Source organism: Limnohabitans sp. 2KL-17 (assembly GCF_003063415.1).
Lineage (GTDB): Bacteria > Pseudomonadota > Gammaproteobacteria > Burkholderiales > Burkholderiaceae_C > Limnohabitans_A.
In genome coordinates this window covers 37,773-53,490 of record NZ_NESK01000013.1, presented here as the reverse complement: position 1 = coordinate 53,490, position 15,718 = coordinate 37,773, and the positions used below count along the sequence as shown (strand labels likewise).

Here is a 15,718-nt window from a genome sequence, read left to right as displayed (position 1 = left end):
CGAAAAATTTAAACGTCAGGCCACGCACACCCGGTCGGCCAGGCGACGCATGAAGCGCTCACACCAGGCCAGTTGTTCAAGCGTGACCCACTCGTTGGGCTGGTGCGCCTGCGCAATATGGCCTGGGCCGCACACGATGGTGGGCACGCCAGCCTGATGAAACAATGCAGCTTCCGTGCCAAACGAGACCTTGCCCGCGCCGTGGGCCGGGTCGACCTCAGCACAGTCAAAACACAGCTGGGCAATCTCGCTGTCGGCTTCGGTGGCAAAGCCGGGCAGCACCGATTTGAGTTCGTGCGTGATGCCCGTGTCGGGTGCCACCGATTGCATGGCGGGCACCAGGCTCTGGCCAAACGCCTGGGCTTGGGCAAACAAGGCCTCGGGCGAATTCATGTGGTGATGGCGGATTTCCCAGGTCACTTCGCACTGGCGCGGGATGATGTTGAGCGCAGTGCCCCCCGCGATGACGCCGGTGTGGATGGTGGTGTGCGGCACATCGTAAATCGGGTCAAAGGGTCCGTTTTGCACCAATTCGCGGTGCATGGCTTTGAGGTTCGCCACAAACTCGCAAGCGATCTCGACCGCGTTCACGCCCAGGGGCGTGAGCGAGGAATGCGCCTCAAAACCGTGCACAGTGGTTTTATAAGAGTGCTTGCCTTTGTGCGCGATCACCACCTGCATGCCGGTGGGCTCGCCCACGATGCAGCCGGCCGGTTTGAAGCCTTGGGCCTGCATGTCGGCAATCATGCGGCGCACGCCGATGCAGCCCACCTCTTCGTCGTAGCTGAAGGCCAAATGAATCGGCCGCTTGAGCTGGCGTTTGAGCAACTCGGGCACCATCATCAGGCAGGTGGCGCCAAAACCCTTCATGTCGGTGACGCCTCGGCCGAACATCTTGTCGCCCACGATCTCGACCTTGAACGGGTCGGTGTCCCAGGGCTGGCCATCCACCGGCACCACATCGGTGTGGCCCGACAAGACCAGTCCACCGATTTTGGTTTCACCGTCGTGCGCGGGCAATGTGGCCCACAAGTTGGCTTTTTGGCCGCTGTCGTCGTAGGTTCGGCTGCAGCTGATGCCCAGACCGTTCAGGTAGGCCTCGGTCCAGTCCAGCAAAGCCAGGTTGCTGTCACGCGAGACAGTGGCAAAAGCAATCCATTTTTCGATCAGGGGCAGGGCGGCCAGATCGGCTGCCTGCACATTGGCCAAGGCAGCGCTTGAGAGAGGGGCGTTCATAAGAAACTCCGTCAAAAATGGCCTCGAGCGGGTGAAGCCGTATTTGATCTTACAGGGCCTCACCGAGCAAGCCTGCGCACGGCGTCACCTTGCCGACATGCCCACGGGGCATGTCCCCCTAAAGTGGGCGGGTCGTCCACCTCATTACCTGGAGTTTTCATGGCCATTTATGAACTGCGCACTTACAGTGTGATCGTCGGAAAAATGTCTGAAGTCATCGCGCTTTACGGCCAGGAAGGCTGGCCTGCGCTGGCCAAGCACCCGCAAAAATTGGTGGGTTATTTCACGGGCGATGTGGGCGCGCTGAACGAATTGATCCATGTGTGGAAATTTGACGACGACGCCGATCGCCGGGCCTTTTGGGCAGGCGTTTTTTCCGACCCGGCCTTCATGGCGTTTGCGGCCAAAATACGCCCGCTCATGCGCGAGCAAAACAACAAGCTCATGCTGTCCGCCCCCTGGGGACCGCAACCCTGAAGCTGCGCCAGCCAGAACGTTGGTTTTGGCGGCTCACTGGATCAGGTAGCCGCCATCGATGGGCAAAATCACGCCCGTGATGAAACGCGCCGCTGGGCTGGCCAAAAACAGCACCGGGTCGGCCACATCTTCAGGCTGGCCCCAGCGGCCCAAAGGCGTGCGGCTCAAAATCTGGGCCGTGCGTGCTGCATCGTCCTGCAAGGCCTGGGTCAAGGGTGTTGCGATCCAGCCCGGTGCCACCGCGTTCACACGAATACCGTCTGCCGCATAAGCAATGGCCAGTGACTTGGTCAGTTGCGCGACGCCGCCCTTGCTGGCGCTGTAGCCTGGCACCAGACCACCGCCAAAAAAGCTGAGCATTGAGGCGGTGTTGATGATGCACCCCTTGCGGGCCTTGAGCCCCTCGCGCGCAGCAGCGCACACGCGCATGGTGCCGTTCAAGTTGATGTCCACCGTCTGCGCGAACACCTCGGGGTCGAGCTCAGCCTCGCGCCGGATCACCCCGGCACAATTGACCAGCACATCCAGCGCCGGAAACTCACCGACCATTGCGCGCACGTCCACCCCTTGGCGCACATCCAGCACACGAAATGCGATCGGGTGATTGGCAGGCCAAGCTTGCGTCGCCTCGACCTCGGCTGGCGTAGCGCCGGTGGCCGTGACACGGGCCCCCGTAGCGGCAAATGCCCGGGCAATCGCGGCACCAATGCCGCTGGTGCCGCCGGTGATGAAAACTTGCTTGACCATGTCCATGAAATGCTTTCCTTTTTAAAGATCGAGGGCGATCACCCCCCCAGCATGCTTGGCGCGTGAGCAGCACAAAATGATGTTGTGCTGCCGCTGCTTTTACCCGAATAAAAAGTCTCGGTGCTGCACTTCGTCAGATTCTTTCAATCCGCAACTTTTTGCCCGGAGACCTTCACGACCTCGGGCTGAATCTCGACCATGCCGTAAGGCCCGACCAGCTCGCCGGTCAGGTTCTGGCCTTGCACCTGCAGCTTGGCGGCCTGCAGTTGGCCGTCGGCATTGATGAAACTGAAATGCAGCTGGGCGCCGTCGATGCGAGTACCCAGCAAGGGCTGCACTTGCGAGCCCCAGGCCAGGCTACCGCCCAAGCGTTGGTGACGCTGCGTCAGCTGCAGCAGCGCGGGGCCTCGGCGATCCAGGCCTTGCAGCGCCCACTGGCCAGCCGCCACGGCGGGCACGGTCCACAAATAGCCGGTGTGGCTGCCCACGCGGATCACTTGGTCGGGCTCCCAGTCGCCCATCGAAAATGAATTGGACACCACCCGCGTGCCGGGGCGCATTCTCAAAATTATGGGGCGCAGCTGCGCGTTCAGCTCTTCCAGCAGGTACAGGGTGACCACACTGGCTTTAGAAAAGTCTTCCTTGAAGATGTCGCCATGCACGATGCGCACACGGTCTGCCACTCCCGCCCGTTGCGCTGGGCCAGCGCGGCCAGGTCCTTGTTGTATTCAATGCCCCAGGCCCGTGCCCCGAACTGCCGCGCCGCCGCGATCGGAATCTTGCCGTCGCCCGCACCCAGGTCCACCACCTCGTCTTCGGGTGAGACCTGCGCCGCCGTGAGCAGTTGGGTCACCAACTCGTCGCGCGTGGGCAACCACATCACGTCCTTGCCCATTTGCCCCAGCTTGGGGGCGTAATTTTCGGGCGGCAGGCTGCTGCAGGCTTGCAACAGCAACAAGGCCACAAGGGGCCAAAGGCGGGTGAGCTTGGGCATGGAATGGACCGGACAGGGCAAGGATGTTGATAAGTTTTGGAGGGTAACCGGATTTCAGGACCAGGCAAGCATTGGGGTGACTGGGCGTGGCTGGATGGCTGGGGGAGGTGTTCCAGGGGTTGGTGGGTGCGGCTTTTCGCGCAGGTAAGTAGGTGACCGGATAGGACCTACGCGGACACCTTCGCACGAATTCTCTCGAAGGTAATTACTTTAGGGCAACAAGTCATGCAGGCAGACGTTGATTGACTGAGGACTGGACATGCCACCTCCCCCATGATCACCCTGATGCCAAGCCCACTCAAAATTTGTATGATGACCTGATCAACTCAAACCAGGGAACCCCCATGCAACGCAGAAATTGGCTCATGGCCGCTACAGCCTTGGCCATCTCCACACCTTTTATGGCTTCGCCGGCTCTGGCCCAAGCCTGGCCCTCCCGCCCCATCAAGCTGGTGGTGCCGTTTCCGCCCGGTGGCCTGATTGACAACATGGCCCGTTTGGTCGCGCCCAAACTGGCGCTGGAGTTGGGGCAACCCATCGTGATCGACAACAAGCCCGGCGCCGGTGGCAACCTGGGCGCGGCCGAGGCGGCCCGTGCTGCAGCCGATGGCTACACCCTGCTGATGGCGTCGCCCCCTTTGACCATCAGCCCCGCGCTTTACAGCAAGCTGCCCTACAAACCCGAGCAAATTGCCCCGGTGGCCCTGCTGGGCCGTGTGCCCAATGTGCTGATGGTCAACCCGGCTTCGGGCATCAACACGGTGGCCGAACTCACCGCGCTGGCCCAATCCAAGCCGGGCCAGCTCAACTATGCGTCCAACGGGCAGGGCACCTCGCTGCACCTGAGCGCCGAACTGTACAAAAGCCAGTCGGGTGCGTTCGTCACGCACATCCCTTACAGGGGCGCAGCAGCGGGCCTGACAGGTCTGATGGCGGGCGAGGTGAACATGATGTTTGACAACCTGCCCTCGGCCCTGGGCCTGATCAATGGCGGCAAGCTCAAGGCCCTAGCGGTCACCACCCCCCAGCGCAGCAGCGCCTTGCCCAACGTGCCCACCATGGAAGAGGCGGGCATGAAGGGTTACCAGGTGTTTGCCTGGTTTGGCGTGGCCGCGCCTGCAGGCTTGCCTGCCCCGGTACAGCAAAAACTGGAGCAAGCGCTGGAGCGTGTGGCCAACCAGCCCGAGGTGAAAGCCGCCATGCTGAAAACCGGCGCCGAGCCTGCCTGGGCCAACGCCCAAGGCCTGGCCAGCTTCATGCAGGCCGACATGGCGCAATGGAAAAAAGTGGCGGCGTTCGCCAAGATCACCCTGGATTGAGAAAGAACAGACATGACCACGATTGGACTGATTGGTTTGGGCGCCATGGGCTCCGGCATGGCCGCATCGCTGAGGCGGGCCGGGCACAGCGTGCAGGTGTTTGATGTGCGCCTTGAAGTGGCCGAGGCTTTTACCCACGCCGGAGGTACAGCGCACGACTCGTTGGCCTCGCTGGGCGCAGCCTGTGATGTGGTGGTTTCGGTGGTGGTGAATGCCGCGCAAACCGAAGCGGTGTTGTTTGGCGATGGCAGCACGCCAGGTTGCGCCGCCAGCATGAAGCGCGGCAGCGTGTTCGTGATGTGCTCCACCGTCGAACCGAATTGGTCAGTGGCGCTGGAAGCTCGGCTCGAAGCCATGGGCTTGCAGTATGTCGATGCACCGATTTCGGGTGGCGCTGCCAAGGCCGCCTCAGGCCAGATGACCATGATGACCGCGGCCAAACCTGCGGCCTATGCCGTGGCCGAACCGTTTTTGAACGCCATGGCGGCCAAGGTTTACAAGCTGGGCGACAGCGCGGGCGCGGGCAGCAAGGTCAAGATCATCAACCAGTTGCTGGCGGGCGTGCACATTGCCGCTGCCGCCGAGGCCATGGCACTGGGCCTGCGCGAGGGGGTGGATGCCGCCGCCTTGTACGAGGTGATCACCCACAGCGCTGGCAACAGCTGGATGTTTGAAAACCGCATGGCGCATGTGCTGGCAGCCGACTACACGCCGCTCTCCGCTGTGGACATTTTTGTGAAAGATTTGGGGCTGGTGCTGGACATGGCCAGGGCCAGCAAGTTCCCACTGCCGTTGTCGAGCACCGCGCACCAGATGTTCATGCAGGCCAGCACAGCAGGTTTTGCCAAAGAAGACGACAGCGCAGTGATCAAGATTTTCCCGGGCATTGAGCTGCCCAAGCCCGCGCAGTGAGCCAGTTTATGAATGCCATGAACAAGGGTTTGATACTGGGCTGCATTGCCGACGACTTCACCGGTGCCACCGACCTGGCCAACAACCTGGTGCGCGCAGGCATGCGGGTGGTGCAGACCATTGGTGTGCCCGATGCGCCGCTGGCGGCCGATGTGGATGCGGTGGTGGTGGCGCTCAAATCGCGCACCATCCCTGCAGTGGAGGCCATCGCTCAATCGCTGGAGGCCTTGCAGTGGTTGCAGGCGCAAGGCGCACAGCAAATCTATTTCAAATACTGCTCGACCTTCGACAGCACGCCAGACGGCAACATCGGCCCCGTGACCGAAGCGCTGATGGACGCGCTGGGCTGCGACTTCACCATCGCCACGCCGGCTTTTCCGGACAACGGACGCACCGTCTTCAAGGGCTACTTGTTTGCTGGCAACGTGTTGCTGAACGAAAGCGGCATGCAAAACCACCCGCTGACGCCCATGCAGGACGCGAATTTGGTGCGGGTGATGCAGGCGCAAACCAAGCGTCCCGTGGGCCTGATCGATTACAAAACCGTGGCCCAGGGCGAAGCAGCCATCCGCGAACGCATCGCGGCCTTGCGTGCAGAAGGCGTTGGCGTGGCCGTGGTCGACGCCACCAGCAACGCCGACTTGCTCTTGTTGGGTCCAGCTTTGAAAGACATGGCTTTGGTCACCGCCGGCTCAGGCGTGGCCGTCGGCCTGCCCGCCAACTTTGGCTTAAAGCCATCGGTGCAAGCCAGCCAATTGCCCGCTGCAACAGGCTTGCAGGCGGTGGTGTCGGGCAGCTGCTCTTTGGCGACCAACGCGCAAGTCGCTCACTTCAAAGCCACAGGGCGACCCGCGTTGGCGATCAACCCCGCAAGTTTGATGAACGGGCAAAGTGATGCACTGGTACAGCAGGTTCTGGCCTGGGCTGCGCCTCACCTGAAAGATGGCCCGGTGCTGGTTTATTCGACCGCCACGCCCGAAGCCGTTAAGCAAGTGCAAGCGCAACTGGGCGTGGCCGAAGCCGGTGCCTTGGTAGAAGACGCGCTGGCCGCCGTGGCACGGGGTCTGGTGGACTTGGGCGTAAAACAACTGGTGGTCGCGGGCGGCGAAACCTCGGGCGCCTGCGTGCAGGCGCTGGGCATTGCACAACTGCAGATCGGCCCGCAAATCGACCCAGGCGTGCCATGGTGCCATGCACCTTCCGCCGCGGGCAGTGTGCACATCACGCTCAAGTCGGGCAACTTTGGCACCGAGGACTTCTTCACCAAAGCCTTTAAAGTGTTGGCATGAACCTCCTCGAGAACCAGGCCCGCGAAGAAATTTGCCGTGTGGGCCGCAGCCTGTTTGAGCGCGGCCTTGTGCACGCCACGGCGGGCAACGTCAGCGTGCGCTTGGACGATGGCTTTTTGATCACGCCCACCGATGCCTGTCTGGGTTTTCTGGACCCGGCGCGGCTGGCCAAGCTGGACCTGCAAGGCCAGCAAGTCAGCGGCGACAAGGGCAGCAAGACCATCGCCTTGCACCGTCAGATTTACGATGCCGCTTGCGAACACAGTCCCCACACAAGCTGTGTGATTCACACCCACAGCACGCATTGCGTGGCCCTCAGCCTGAACGCCCACGGCCCCGAATTGCTGCCGCCCATCACGCCTTATTTCGTGATGAAAGTGGGCCATGTGCCCCTGGCGCGCTACCACCGCCCGGGCAGTCCCGATGCCGCCAGAGAAGTCGCCGCGCTGATCCGCCAGCATGCTGCAAAGGGCACCCCGATCCGCGCCGTGATGTTGCCGCGCCTGGGGCCCAATGTGTGGCACGACTCGCCTGCAGCGGCCATGGCCACGCTCGAGGAACTGGAAGAAACCGCACGGCTCATGCTGTTGCAACCCGACACCCCACCCCTTCTGGCCAACGACCTGGACGATTTGCGCCAGACCTTTGGCGCCCGCTGGTAAGACCTGAAAGACACCCATGCCCCGCTTTGCTGCCAACCTGTCCATGATGTACCCCGACCTGCCGTTTCTGGAGCGCTTTGAAGCGGCCGCAAAGGACGGTTTCAAAGCGGTGGAATACCTGTTCCCATATGCATTTGCCGCCGAGGAGTTGTCCGCCCGATTGCGTGGCAACGGCTTGCAGCAGGTGTTGTTCAACACGCCCTCTGGCGGCATGGACAGCGCCAGCTTCACCCAGGCTTGGGAAACAGGCAGCCGAGGCACCGCCTGCGCGCCAGGACGCGAGACCGAATTTCGCACTGGTTTTGAACAAGCCCTGATTTATGCCGAGGCCTTGAACTGTCCGCGCATCCATGCCATGGTGGGTTTGCGCGCCAATGGCGCAAGCCCGGATGCAGCCGCTGCCGCAGACGTCACACTCATCGGCAACCTGCAATGGGCCGCTGCTCAAGCTGCCAAAGCCGGGCGCGATGTACTGATCGAGCCCATCAACACCCGCAGCGTGCCGGGCTTTCAACTCAACCGACAAGACCACGCGCACCGCATTGTGCAGGCGGTGGGGGCCACCAATGTGAAAGTGCAGATGGATTTGTTTCACTGCCAGATCGTCGAAGGCGACCTGACGGCCAAGATCGCGCAGTACCTGCCCACAGGCCAGGTCGGGCACTTCCAGATCGCCGAGGTGCCCAACCGCCACGAACCCGGCACGGGCGAGGTGAACTGGACGCACATCTTCCAGACCATTGACAAAGTGAGCGCCGAATGCGGCTGGGAAGGCTGGATCGGCTGCGAATACAACCCGGCCGATGCTTCGGCCGGTGGCACGTCGCGTGGCTTGGGCTGGGTACAAGGCTATTTGTGAGGCTCAGCTTGCGCTGCGCCCCATTCGCATCGATCCCCTGTCATTTTCAAATGACGGCCTTGCGACGGATCTGCAGTGAATGACCCGCACTACCTGATGTGGGCAGCGCTGGCTGCCGGCATGGTCGGCTTGTCCAAAGGGGGCTTGCCCACCATCGGCATGCTGTCGGTGCCGATTCTTTCCCTGTTCATGTCGCCGATCAATGCGGTGGTGATGCTGCTGCCCATTTACATCATCTCCGACATGGTGGGTTTGTGGCTTTACCGAAAAAACTTCAGCGCCATCAATTTGAAAATTCTCATCCCTGCCGGTTTGGGAGGTGTGCTGGTCGGCTGGCTGGCGGCATCGCTGGTATCGGACACCGCTGTCAAGTTGATGGTCGGTCTGATGGGTGTGGGTTTTGTACTCAATGCCTGGATCAAACGCAAAAACGAACAAGCCGCAAGCCCGGCCAATTGGGGGCGGGGTTCACTGTGGGGCGTGATCGCAGGTTTTGCCAGCTTCATCTCGCATGCCGGAGGCCCCCCTTTTCAGGTTTATTTGCTGCCCCAAAAGCTGCCAAAAATCGTGTTTGCGGGCACATCGACGCTGTTTTTTACAGCCATCAACCTGGTCAAACTGGCGCCTTACCATCAGTTACGGCCCTATGACACAGAGCAAATGATGGGCGCCGTGGTGTTGATCCCGTTTGCCCTGATAGGCACCGTTGTGGGGGCCTACCTGACACGCAAAATCGCCGATGAATGGTTTTTTAAAGCGGTGCAAATCGGCTTGCTGGCGATCTCCCTGAAGCTGATCGCTGACGCATTGCAGGCTTGAAAGCCCTTCAGATCAAACCGCACAGGGTCTTGGCATTTTTACAGCGTGGATGTCGGTGGAATGGCGTCGGCAGGCCAGCGCAGGCTTTGTCCTGTGCGCGTTTCAATGGCCAGGCGGTCTTCTTCGCTGTCCACATCCGTGCGGTAGTGGGTGTTGGCTGTGGGCCACCGGAACACACTGTCGGGCTGTGCGGCTTGCCATTGCCGCACACCGATGTGCGCATCACCCGACAAGATTTGCTGGCCAACAGCCCAACTGAACATGACGGGGTTTCCGGGCAAGCCCTGCACGGCAGGTTGCAACATTTGTGTGCCTTCAGGGCGATCGGCAAAGGCGCCCATCAGATCGGCCACGTCCTGCGTGTTGATGAGCGGCTGGTCTGCCAGGGCCACGATCACCGCATCCAAGCCCGATGACAAAGCCTGCAAGCCCACGCGCAAGGAGCTCACATGGCCTGATTCAGTCTGGGGGTTGATCACTGTGCGCGCCCCAAATTGGGCCAAGCAGGCCTCTTGCTGAATGCGTTCGGCGTGGTGACCCAAGACCAACACCACCTCAGCGATGCCCGCATTCGACAAGGCTTGCAGTTGACGCGCCAGCAGGCTGATGCCGTCCAGTTGCAACAAGCATTTGGGGCGATGGCCCATTCGGGCGCCGGCACCTGCGGCCAGCACGATGCCGCCCACACGTTTTGCGGGCACTCGGCTGGGCGTTGGCCCTCCCGTTTCAAACACACTCAATTGACTTCTCCATCGGCCTTGGCTTGTGCACACCTGCGATCATCCCATCCGGCAAAGCCGAATGTCTGTCTGCCATTGTGCCGCCGCCCGCTGCCATGGGGCTCAAAAAATGGGCTCCGCTGTCCCCACTGCGAATGCCGGCCATGGCGACCTTTGCACAAAACCGCTAAAGTATTTTCTTTTGTGTCGCCCTCAGGAGCCCTGTCCCATGAATGCACCTTTACACCGTGAAATGCCCGCTGGTCATCTGGACACCGCCCAAGCCTTGAATGAGGTCTCCCAAGCTTGGGACAGCAGCATCCTGCCCGAGCTGAAAAAGTACATCGAAATCCCGGCCAAGTCGCCCGCATTTGATGCCGAGTGGGCCGCCCATGGCCACATCGAGACGGTGCTGCGCCACGCCGCGCAATGGGTCGAAGCGCAAAAGGTCGAGGGCCTGAAGCTGGAAATCATTCGCCTGCCGGGCCGCACACCCGTGATGTTCTTTGAGGTGGACGCCACCCGCGCTGCCACCGAAGGCTCTGGCCAAACCATCCTGATGTACGGCCACATGGACAAACAGCCCGAGTTCAACGGTTGGCGCAACGACCTGGGCCCCTGGACCCCAGTGTACGAAGACGGCAAGCTGTATGGCCGTGGCGGCGCTGACGATGGCTATGCGGTGTACGCCAGCATTGCGGCTTTGCAGGCCCTCAAAAGCCAGAAGACCCCGCACCCGCGCATCGTGGGCCTGATCGAGACTTGCGAAGAATCAGGCTCGTACGACCTGATGCCTTATGTGGACACCCTGCGCACCCGCTTGGGCGATGTGGGTCTGGTGATTTGCCTGGACAGTGGCGCGGGCAACTACGAGCAGCTGTGGCTGACCACCAGCCTGCGCGGCATGGCCAGTGGCACGCTCAAGGTCGAGGTGCTGACCGAGGGCATCCACTCCGGCGATGCTTCGGGGCTGGTGCCCTCGAGTTTTCGGATCATGCGCCAGGTGCTCGATCGCCTGGAAGACAGTGCCACCGGGCGTTTGTTGCCCGCCAGCTTCCATTGCGAGGTGCCTGCCGAACGCCTGGCACAAGCGCGCGCCACGGCCGCCATATTGGGCGATGAGGTCTACAAGCGCTTCCCCTGGGCGCACTACGATTGCGGCGGCTCGACCAGCTTTGCCTTGCCCACCACCACCGACCCCACACAAGCCCTGCTCAACCGCACCTGGACGCCCACCTTGAGCGTGACCGGCGCAGAAGGTTTTCCGGCCCTGAAAGACGCCGGCAACGTGCTGCGGCCCTACACCGCCTTCAAGCTCAGCCTGCGCCTGCCCCCGCTGGTGGATGCCACACAAGCCGTGGCCGAGATGAAGGCCCTGCTGGAAGACAACGCGCCTTACCAGGCCAAGGTCACCTTTGAAAGCGGTGGCGGTGCCACCGGCTGGAACGCCCCAGGCACGCAGCCCTGGTTCGAACAAGCCCTGAACAGCGCCAGCCAGGCGCACTATGGCGCCCCCGTGGGTTACATCGGCCAAGGCGGCACGATCCCGCTCATGAACATGCTGAGTGCCGGGTTCCCGAAGGCCCAGATGATGGTGTGCGGCGTGCTTGGCCCCAAGAGCAACGCGCACGGACCGAACGAGTTTTTGCATGTCCCCTACGCCAAGAAACTCACCGCCGCCGTGGCCGAAGTCATGGCCCGCATGCCTTGATGGCGATGCAGCGGCTGTCGATTTCACGGCCCACGGTTTCAGCCTTGCCAGGCGAAGCGGGCCAGTTGGCGGTTTTTGATTGGGCTTTGCCAGCTGCACGCCCCTTGGGCACGGTGCTCTTGGTGCACGGCCTGGGCGAACATGCCGGGCGCTACGGCGAATTGGCCGCACATTTGCACGATTGGGGTTTTGCCATTCGGGCTTACGACCAGCAAGGCCATGGCCTGTCTGAAGGCGCACGCGGCGACCTGCTGCGGCCCGGCAGTTTGCAAGCTGATTTGTGCCGTGTGATGGACGATACACGGAGCCGCCCGGCCTTGGCCGATGCGCCACTCATTTTGCTGGGCCACAGCATGGGGGGGCTGGTGGTGGCGCGAACGCTGGCCGAACAAAGGCACTCGGCAGATGCGGCAGTGCTGTCTTCTCCGGCGTTTGGGGCGTTTCCCAATTTGCTGCAGAAAATGCTGCTGGCCACCTTGCCCCGCTGGGTGCCGCATCTGCGGGTGGACAACGGGCTGAAGACCGAGTTTGTGGCGCGTGATCTCGAGGCTGTCAAAGCCTACGAGGCCGACCCATTGGTGCACCGGCGCATTTCAACGGGTTTGGCCGCCTGGATTCTGGACAACGGCGCCCGGGCGTTGGCCGATGCGCCGCAGTGGTCTGTGCCCACATTGCTGCTGTATGCCGGTCAGGACCGGCTGGTCAACGCCCAGGCCAGCGCTGCATTTGCCGAAGCCGCACCGGCTGGCGTGGTGCAAGCCGAGTGCTTTGACGCCATGTACCACGAGATCTTCAATGACCTCTACCGCGTCCAGGTGTTCACCGCGCTCAAGCGCTGGCTGCTTGCACGCTTTTCTGCTTGATCGCCATCCACACCAGCGCCACGCCCGTCAGGGCCACGGGCAAGAGTGAACCGATGTTCAGCCAAGTCCAGCCTTGCGTGGTGACGAGTGCACCCGAAGCAAACGAGGTCACGGCCATGGTGCTGAACACAAAGAAGTTGATGGCGGCCTGACCGCGGTCTTTTTCGGCCGGGGTCCAGGCTTTCATGGCCAAGGTGGTGCTGCCGGTGAACAGGAAGTTCCAGCCCAGGCCCAGCAAGAACAAGGCGATCAGGAACTGGTGCAACTCGACACCCGTCAGGGCAATGGCAATGCAGGCCAGGTTGATGACCACGCCCACACCCATGATGGGCAGCGTGCCGAATTTTTTAATCAGATGGCCCGTGAAAAAACCGGGCGCAAACATGCCGATCACATGCCATTCGAGCACCAACGCGGCATCGTCAAAACTGAAGCCACACACCTGCATGGCCAGTGGGGTGGCGGCCATCAGCAGGTTCATCACGCCGTAACTGAGCGCAGCTGCCGCTGCGGCCACGATGAACACCGGCTGGCGCATGATTTCGGACAAAGGGCGCCCTGCGCTGTCGCCAGGCTTTTTGGCGGGCACGGCCGGGAAACGGATGAAAGCCATGCACACCATGGCCAGCACCGCAACGATGCCCAGCGCCATGTAGGCGCCCAAAAAAGGGGTTTCGTACACAGTGCGGGTCCGCGATGCCAAATTGGGCCCCACGATGGCACCGATCAAGCCCCCCGCCAGCACCAGCGAGACGGCTTTTTCGCGAAAACCGTCAGCGGCCAACTCGGCCGCGGCAAATCGGTACAACTGGCCGTTGGCACTGTAATACCCCGCAATCACCGTGGCCGCGACCAGCAGCCAGAAGTTCTGGCTCCAGGCGGCATAAGCGGCCAGCAATGCCGAAAACATCGCGACCACCAGCCCCAGCTGAAACGACACTTTGCGCCCCCAGCGCGACTGGCTTTTGGCCACCAGGCCGGTCGACAGCGCACCACCCACCACATAGCCCATGACGGGCAAGGTGGCCATCCAACCCAACGGCGCCATGCTCAAGCCCACCAGGCCGTTGATGGCAATGAACGTGACGTTGTTGGTGAAGAAAAGGCCCTGGCAGAGCGTGAGGAGGATGAGGTTGGCGTTCATGCGGGCCAGTGTATCGCCTGATACTTATGAAGCGGTGTCGCCCCGGCTCTTGGCCATGGGCCTGCAAATAGCCCGGCTTGGACAGTGAACCGCTCAAGCGCCCAGCGACAGCGCGGCCAGCACGGCCAGGGGCGCCGTTTCGGCACGCAAAACACGCGGGCCCAGCGTCACGGGCTTGAACCCTGCCGACAAAGCGGCGGCTTCTTCGGCCGGGCTCAGCCCACCCTCAGGCCCGCTGAGCACGGTCACAGGGGCCTGGCCCGCCATCTGCGAGAGGGGCTGTGTGCCTTGTGCCAAAGACAGCACCCAGCGCTCGCCGCCAGCAGCCTGCTTCACCCACTCGTTCAGGGTCACCCCGGCATGCACCACGGGAACCCGGTTGCGCCCGCATTGCTCGGCTGCGGCCACGGCCACACCTTGCCAATGGGCGAGTTTTTTGTCCGCACGCTCTCCCTTGAGCTTGAGCACGCTGCGCTCGGCCACCATCGGGGTGATGCTGGCCACGCCCAACTCGGTGGCTTTTTCGACCAGCCAGTCCATGCGCTCATTGGCGGTGATGCCCGCCAGCAGGTGCACTGGCCGTTGTGCCTCTCGTTCCACCGGGTGGTGCATGCCGACTTCAACATCGACATCGCTGCGGCCCATGCGGGTGACGGTGGCGTCAAACTCCCCGCCTTCGCCATTGAACAGCGTGATGACATCGCCCGGCTGTGTGCGCAGCACCTGCACATGGCGGGCCGCGCCAGGCGGCAGGCTCAGGGCCAGACCGGTGCGCAATGGCTCGGGGCAGTAAAAACGCGGCATGCTCACATGCGCCCGTAAGCCAAGCCGACCTGAGGGGTCGTGCCTTCGATCTCGTCGATCAGCTTGAGCAAAGGACCCAGCTCGCGGTAGCGGTCAGCGGTGGTGCGGATGTAGTGCAAAAAGCGTGGTGCATCGGCCAGGTATTTGGGCTTGCCGTCGCGCAAGGTCAGGCGGGCAAAAATACCCGCCACTTTGAGGTGGCGCTGCAAGCCCATCCACTCGACCGCCCGGTAAAAAGCCCCGAAGTCGCTGTGCCAGTCTTCAAAGTCCATCAAACCGGCCTTGCGGGCTTTTTCCCAATACCGGATGGTGATGTCCAGCACAAAGTCTTCGTCCCAGGTCAGGAAGGCGTCGCGCATCAGGCTGGCCACGTCGTAAGTGATCGGGCCATAGACCGCGTCCTGAAAATCCAGCACCCCCAACTGCCCGCTGCGAGGACCCGTTCCGTGGGGCATCATCAGGTTGCGCGGCATGAAGTCACGGTGCACAAACACGCTGGGGGCGGCCAGGTTGCGCTGCACGATCAGGGCAAAAGCCTTGTCAAAAACCTCCCGGTTCTTGCCTTCCAGCACGACGCCCCTGTGCCGGGCCAGATACCAGTCCGGGAACAAGCCGAGTTCGCGGTTCAACAAAGCTGCGTCGTAGGGCGGCAAAACACCCGTGCGCGAGGCCAGTTGCCACTGAATCAGCGTGTCAACAGCCTGCATGTACAGCCCATGGTTGGCCTGGGGGCGCTCGGGGTCGATGGCAGACATCATGGTGGCATCGCCCAAGTCGCTCAGCAGCATGAAGCCGCAGGCTTCTTGCCAGTCCAGCACCTCGGGCGCATGCAGGCCTGCGGCGTGCATCAGGGCCGCAATCCGGACGAAGGGCTCCGAATTTTCCTTGTCTGGGGGCGCGTCCATGACGATGCGGCTTTCACCTTGCCTGGTGTCCACGCGCAAGTACCGCCTGAAGCTGGCATCGGCCGATGCAATGCGCAAGGTATCTGGCAAAAGCCCCTGCGCCTCACAGTTGTCTGACAGCCATTGATGGAACAAAACCTGACGGGCGGGGTCAGCCCAGCTGACGTCAGAACCCGGCGCCGGAGGGAGGGGGGAGGATAGGGGAAGGTGGCTCATGGATAATCCCATTTTACAAAGCCTGATGCCGCCTTCTTCGGG

Annotated in this window: 17 protein-coding genes; 9 read left to right on the top strand and 8 right to left on the bottom strand. The window is 62.1% G+C overall.

All coding sequences use genetic code 11. The annotated features are described in order from the left end of the window. Positions 1-15: 15 nt before the first annotated feature. Positions 16-1,236 (bottom strand): acetylornithine deacetylase, encoded by a 1,221-nt coding sequence (gene argE, locus B9Z45_RS08160; protein WP_108406732.1) that lies wholly within the window; start codon positions 1,234-1,236, stop codon positions 16-18. Positions 1,237-1,395: 159 nt separating this feature from the next. On the opposite strand from argE, the gene B9Z45_RS08155 reads away from it, so the two are divergent. Then, on the top strand, positions 1,396-1,713 hold the full coding sequence (locus B9Z45_RS08155; RefSeq protein WP_108406731.1) for an NIPSNAP family protein: 318 nt from the start codon (positions 1,396-1,398) through the stop codon (positions 1,711-1,713). 33 nt (positions 1,714-1,746) lie between these two features. Here the strand turns inward: B9Z45_RS08155 and B9Z45_RS08150 are convergent, their stop codons facing one another. The 3 genes from B9Z45_RS08150 to B9Z45_RS08140 all read right to left on the bottom strand — a co-directional run bounded on the left by B9Z45_RS08150 (position 1,747) and on the right by B9Z45_RS08140 (position 3,454). After that, positions 1,747-2,466 carry an SDR family NAD(P)-dependent oxidoreductase gene (locus B9Z45_RS08150; protein ID WP_108406730.1) on the bottom strand — a complete coding sequence of 240 codons (720 nt, stop codon included), beginning with the start codon at positions 2,464-2,466 and terminating at the stop codon, positions 1,747-1,749. 137 nt (positions 2,467-2,603) lie between these two features. Continuing rightward, a complete protein-coding gene (locus B9Z45_RS08145; protein ID WP_146180899.1) occupies positions 2,604-3,143 on the bottom strand; it encodes a hypothetical protein in 540 nt (179 codons plus the stop codon). Then, entirely contained in the window at positions 3,050-3,454 is a 405-nt protein-coding gene (locus B9Z45_RS08140) for a hypothetical protein (protein ID WP_108406728.1), read from the bottom strand. Before B9Z45_RS08140 ends, B9Z45_RS08145 begins: the two co-directional genes overlap by 94 nt. A gap of 344 nt (positions 3,455-3,798) precedes the next feature. On the opposite strand from B9Z45_RS08140, the gene B9Z45_RS08135 reads away from it, so the two are divergent. The 6 genes from B9Z45_RS08135 (at position 3,799) to B9Z45_RS08110 (ending at position 9,314) form a co-directional block, all read left to right on the top strand. Continuing rightward, positions 3,799-4,773: a tripartite tricarboxylate transporter substrate binding protein gene (locus tag B9Z45_RS08135; protein ID WP_199221866.1), complete on the top strand. Its 975-nt coding sequence runs from the start codon at positions 3,799-3,801 to the stop codon at positions 4,771-4,773. 12 nt (positions 4,774-4,785) lie between these two features. Further along, positions 4,786-5,685, top strand: a complete 900-nt coding sequence (gene ltnD / locus B9Z45_RS08130; protein ID WP_108406726.1) for an L-threonate dehydrogenase — start codon at positions 4,786-4,788, stop codon at positions 5,683-5,685. A gap of 17 nt (positions 5,686-5,702) precedes the next feature. Next, positions 5,703-6,974 (top strand): 3-oxo-tetronate kinase, encoded by a 1,272-nt coding sequence (otnK, locus tag B9Z45_RS08125; protein WP_108406780.1) that lies wholly within the window; start codon positions 5,703-5,705, stop codon positions 6,972-6,974. After that, positions 6,971-7,636 carry an aldolase gene (locus tag B9Z45_RS08120; RefSeq protein ID WP_108406725.1) on the top strand — a complete coding sequence of 222 codons (666 nt, stop codon included), beginning with the start codon at positions 6,971-6,973 and terminating at the stop codon, positions 7,634-7,636. The genes otnK and B9Z45_RS08120 overlap by 4 nt, the downstream gene beginning before the upstream one ends. A gap of 16 nt (positions 7,637-7,652) precedes the next feature. After that, entirely contained in the window at positions 7,653-8,495 is an 843-nt protein-coding gene (gene otnI, locus B9Z45_RS08115) for a 2-oxo-tetronate isomerase (protein ID WP_108406724.1), read from the top strand. A 75-nt stretch (positions 8,496-8,570) separates the two neighbouring features. Further along, on the top strand, positions 8,571-9,314 hold the full coding sequence (locus B9Z45_RS08110) for a sulfite exporter TauE/SafE family protein (protein ID WP_233252126.1): 744 nt from the start codon (positions 8,571-8,573) through the stop codon (positions 9,312-9,314). Between the two features lie 38 nt (positions 9,315-9,352). On the opposite strand, the gene B9Z45_RS08105 is transcribed toward B9Z45_RS08110, so the two are convergent. Further along, a complete protein-coding gene (locus tag B9Z45_RS08105) occupies positions 9,353-10,048 on the bottom strand; it encodes an NTP transferase domain-containing protein (RefSeq protein ID WP_233252130.1) in 696 nt (231 codons plus the stop codon). A gap of 214 nt (positions 10,049-10,262) precedes the next feature. Between B9Z45_RS08105 and B9Z45_RS08100 the strand changes: the two genes are divergently transcribed. Together B9Z45_RS08100 and B9Z45_RS08095 are read left to right on the top strand one after the other, a co-directional pair. Continuing rightward, a complete protein-coding gene (locus tag B9Z45_RS08100; protein WP_108406723.1) occupies positions 10,263-11,744 on the top strand; it encodes a M20 family metallopeptidase in 1,482 nt (493 codons plus the stop codon). Beyond that, complete coding sequence (locus B9Z45_RS08095; protein WP_108406722.1) at positions 11,744-12,607, top strand: alpha/beta hydrolase; 864 nt, start codon at positions 11,744-11,746, stop codon at positions 12,605-12,607. The genes B9Z45_RS08100 and B9Z45_RS08095 overlap by 1 nt, the downstream gene beginning before the upstream one ends. Here the strand turns inward: B9Z45_RS08095 and B9Z45_RS08090 are convergent. From B9Z45_RS08090 to B9Z45_RS08080, 3 genes are all read right to left on the bottom strand, one after another. Next, on the bottom strand, positions 12,573-13,751 hold the full coding sequence (locus tag B9Z45_RS08090; protein ID WP_108406721.1) for an MFS transporter: 1,179 nt from the start codon (positions 13,749-13,751) through the stop codon (positions 12,573-12,575). The two genes, B9Z45_RS08095 and B9Z45_RS08090, sit on opposite strands and share 35 nt — an antisense overlap. A 93-nt stretch (positions 13,752-13,844) precedes the next feature. After that, complete coding sequence (locus tag B9Z45_RS08085; protein WP_108406720.1) at positions 13,845-14,555, bottom strand: 16S rRNA (uracil(1498)-N(3))-methyltransferase; 711 nt, start codon at positions 14,553-14,555, stop codon at positions 13,845-13,847. Positions 14,556-14,557: 2 nt separating this feature from the next. Further along, positions 14,558-15,676, bottom strand: a complete 1,119-nt coding sequence (locus B9Z45_RS08080; protein WP_108406719.1) for an aminoglycoside phosphotransferase family protein — start codon at positions 15,674-15,676, stop codon at positions 14,558-14,560. Positions 15,677-15,718 lie beyond the last annotated feature (42 nt).

Excerpts from the sequence above, each read along its gene's own strand:
- B9Z45_RS08090 (WP_108406721.1), bottom strand. The coding sequence starts at position 13,751 with ATGAACGCCAACCTCATCCTCCTCACGCTCTGCCAGGGCCTTTTCTTC.
- argE (WP_108406732.1), bottom strand. The coding sequence starts at position 1,236 with ATGAACGCCCCTCTCTCAAGCGCTGCCTTGGCCAATGTGCAGGCAGCC.
- B9Z45_RS08085 (WP_108406720.1), bottom strand. The coding sequence starts at position 14,555 with ATGCCGCGTTTTTACTGCCCCGAGCCATTGCGCACCGGTCTGGCCCTG.
- B9Z45_RS08150 (WP_108406730.1), bottom strand. The coding sequence starts at position 2,466 with ATGGACATGGTCAAGCAAGTTTTCATCACCGGCGGCACCAGCGGCATT.
- B9Z45_RS08080 (WP_108406719.1), bottom strand. The coding sequence starts at position 15,676 with ATGAGCCACCTTCCCCTATCCTCCCCCCTCCCTCCGGCGCCGGGTTCT.
- otnK (WP_108406780.1), top strand. The coding sequence starts at position 5,703 with ATGAACAAGGGTTTGATACTGGGCTGCATTGCCGACGACTTCACCGGT.
- otnI (WP_108406724.1), top strand. The coding sequence starts at position 7,653 with ATGCCCCGCTTTGCTGCCAACCTGTCCATGATGTACCCCGACCTGCCG.
- B9Z45_RS08155 (WP_108406731.1), top strand. The coding sequence starts at position 1,396 with ATGGCCATTTATGAACTGCGCACTTACAGTGTGATCGTCGGAAAAATG.
- ltnD (WP_108406726.1), top strand. The coding sequence starts at position 4,786 with ATGACCACGATTGGACTGATTGGTTTGGGCGCCATGGGCTCCGGCATG.
- B9Z45_RS08140 (WP_108406728.1), bottom strand. The coding sequence starts at position 3,454 with ATGCCCAAGCTCACCCGCCTTTGGCCCCTTGTGGCCTTGTTGCTGTTG.
- B9Z45_RS08095 (WP_108406722.1), top strand. The coding sequence starts at position 11,744 with ATGGCGATGCAGCGGCTGTCGATTTCACGGCCCACGGTTTCAGCCTTG.
- B9Z45_RS08100 (WP_108406723.1), top strand. The coding sequence starts at position 10,263 with ATGAATGCACCTTTACACCGTGAAATGCCCGCTGGTCATCTGGACACC.
- B9Z45_RS08120 (WP_108406725.1), top strand. The coding sequence starts at position 6,971 with ATGAACCTCCTCGAGAACCAGGCCCGCGAAGAAATTTGCCGTGTGGGC.
- B9Z45_RS08135 (WP_199221866.1), top strand. The coding sequence starts at position 3,799 with ATGCAACGCAGAAATTGGCTCATGGCCGCTACAGCCTTGGCCATCTCC.